Source organism: Streptomyces sp. NPDC005151, assembly GCF_053599875.1.
The window spans coordinates 1-2792 of sequence record NZ_JBSFYR010000222.1 but is presented as its reverse complement, the minus strand read 5'-3'; the positions used below and the strand labels follow the sequence as shown (position 1 = coordinate 2792).

Annotated in this window: 2 protein-coding genes; one reads left to right on the top strand and one right to left on the bottom strand. The window is 70.8% G+C overall.

Going from position 1 to position 2792, the window contains the following annotated elements:
- Positions 1–173: 173 nt before the first annotated feature.
- Positions 174–929, bottom strand: coding sequence for a DUF5131 family protein (locus ACWD6R_RS40215; RefSeq protein ID WP_451823291.1), 756 nt, complete (start codon positions 927–929; stop codon positions 174–176).
- Positions 930–1354: 425 nt separating this feature from the next.
- On the opposite strand from ACWD6R_RS40215, the gene ACWD6R_RS40210 reads away from it, so the two are divergent.
- Positions 1355–2698 (top strand): replication-relaxation family protein, encoded by a 1344-nt coding sequence (locus ACWD6R_RS40210; RefSeq protein ID WP_451823290.1) that lies wholly within the window; start codon positions 1355–1357, stop codon positions 2696–2698.
- Positions 2699–2792 lie beyond the last annotated feature (94 nt).

The window sequence follows — 2792 nt, the reverse complement described above, 5'->3', positions numbered from 1 at the left end:
CATCGCCCTCGCCATGCTCAACCTCGGCGGCCACCGGCCTCACCTACCAGGCCGTCAAGCCACATAAACCCACCCACGGAAGCGACAGGGGAGCCCGAAAAAGGCCCTCCAGGACCTCGACAGGGACGGACGGGTGATCCTTCCCTCCGGCCGTCTCACCAAGGCCAGCGTGGTCAGCCTGCGCTGACAGCCCCCCGCGCCGGCAGCTGATCCCAGATGCGCCCCTCGAGCTCGCGCCCGAGGGTCTTCGGCGTACGCCCGCCCCACTGCTTGAAGAAGAACGCCACGCCGGCGTCCATGCAGATGTCGCGGATGCCGGTCACCCAATCCGGCTGCATCGGCCGGAAACAGGGGCCGGACTCGCCGCCGGCGATGACCCAGTCGATGTTCGTGACATCCAGTCCGTTCAGCGGCCCCAGCAGCGGCTCGCACGACAGGAACCGCACGGCGGCCGGAACCCGGCGCAGATCATCCACCCGGGCGAGCTCCTTCGCGCTCTCCACCGACACCCCCATCCACACATTCGCCGGCCAGTCCAGCTTGTCGGCGACCTGCCGCAGGCGGCGCGCCCGCTTGGTCAGCACCTGATAGGTGTGCTGCGGGGTGTCGGCCATCACCTGGAAGACTTGGCGCACGAAGTCCAGCGGCACCCGGGCGTGGAAGAGATCAGACATCGAGTTGACGAAGACCGTGCGGGGGCTGCGCCACCTGTAGGGAATCTGCAGCGCGTCCGGATGCACCGTCAGGCCGAAGCCAGGGCCGGACGTCCGCGGGTCCCCGTCGTTCTGGTACTTGACCTGCCCCATCGCCTTCAGGCGCTTCGCCAGCGTCAACGCATAGCAGTTGTCGCACCCGGCGGAGACCCGGTCGCACCCCGTGGTCGGGTTCCACGTCGCCTCGGTCCACTCGATCGCACTGCGGTCGCTCACCGGCCGGCCCTCCATCCCCTTGAACCGAACCTGCCCCCCGATGGCGCGGCCGCGGCCTCCTGTAAGCCCAACGACCCGCCACACCACCGGACACCAGCATCCAACCATCCGGCGCCCGCGAGGCATTCAGTACCCCAGCTATCGAACACAGGTTCCCTCTCCTGTGCTAGTGGGCGTGCTGCAGTCAGGCCTCCGCGGTGCACAGGACCTGCCTTGGCCGCATACGCCCCCCCGAGCCCATCATGCTGTGGCTCGCAGTGGTCACGAATCCGCGGCCACGGCCGCCGTTTCGGCCTGCTGGGCCCGTTCGGCACGGGCCCGGCGAAGCGCAGCCGCGCGCACGCATTCGGCTTCGCGACGCCGATCGGCGCGGGCCGCAGACAGTCGTGCTGTCCGGCATGGTGCCGGTCAGGGTTGGGGGAGCGATGAGCAAGGCGGAGTGGCCGTACAACTCGACGGCTCGGGCGCGGGGTCTGGTGCTGCTGGCGCTGGGGGTGGTGAAGGTGGCGACGGCGGAGCAGTTGCGGCAGTTGGTGCTGCCGGGCACCGCGGATCTGCAGACGGTGCGCAACGCGTGCAAGGACCTGCGTCACGCCGGGCTCATGGAGTCGGTCGGCCGCACGTCCAGCCCGGGGGCGAACGGGCAGCCGGTGCGGCGGGACTTGTGGAACCTGACCACGGCCGGGCTCGCGGCGGCCGCGTCCGAGCTCGGGCGGCCGGTACGGGAGATGGGCGGTACCGCGAGGGATGCGGCGAAGGCCGGCGCCGCGCATGCCCTGGCGGTGACGGACACGATCGATGCGTTCCGTCAGTCGCCACCCCTGCCGACGAAGCCCGTCGCCCGCCGCACTACACGGCCCGTCCCTGAGCGGGTGCTGCCGGTCCGGCCGCGCGGGCTCGGGCACTTGCGGGGCTGGGAGACCGAGGTGGCGCTGCCGGTCGCGGGCACGTTCACGACACCGGCGAGGGGCAGCCTGCGCGCGGATGCGGTGCTGACGGCGCCGGAGGACCTGGTTCCGGTTTTGTTCGTGGAGGTCGACAACCACACCGAGCCGGCCGCGGTCGTCGCGGCGAAGATCGAGCGCTACCGGCGGTTCTTCGGCCGCCAGGTGAAGAACGACCGCGGGCGTGACGTCGCGTTGTGGTCGACGCTGTGGGACGACTCCGGCAGAGGCGGCTTCCCGCCCGTCGCGCTGGTGTTCACGAAGGACGTGGGCACAGAGGCGCGGATGAACCGCATCAAGACCGTCCGCGACCTGTCCCGCACCTGCTGGCAGCCCCGCTGGCAATCCCCCCTGGGATGGTCCCCGGACGCTTCGCGGGAGGACGGCTGGTGGGACTTCACCGGCACCGTCCCGGTCATCGCGACCCACCTTGACCGGCTGCGCACCCACGGCCCTCACGGGCCGGTGTGGTGGCGCTTCGGCCACAGCGACTGGCAGCCGATCACCGACGCCCTCACCAACACCGGAACCGAAGACGAGTACCACGCCCGCGAAGACCAGCAGAGCCTGGAGCGCGAAGCCCAGGAGGAGCGCCGCCGCCAGGAGCGAGAGGAGGAGCTGCGCCGCCGGGAGGCGGGGAAGTGGGCGTGCCCGTCCTGCGGTGCCCCGGTCTATCCCGGCGATGCCTGGGGCGCGCCGGTGGCCCCGGGCGGCCGGTGCACGGTCTGCCGCACGATCGCGGACAGCCAGCAGTCGCAGACGGCAGAGCGGGCGGCCTCCGCAGCAGAGACCAACGGGATCCTGGCCCGCCTGCGCCGCCACTAGCTAGTGCTGTGACCGGGAAGGTTCACCGGGTTGCTAGTCACGGCCAGAACTGGTGAGACGGTTGGATGTGGTGACACATTCGATCCGGCAAGGT

Bases quoted from the DNA above. Each gene is read 5' to 3' on its own strand.
- ACWD6R_RS40210 (WP_451823290.1), top strand. From the start codon at position 1,355: ATGAGCAAGGCGGAGTGGCCGTACAACTCGACGGCTCGGGCGCGGGGT.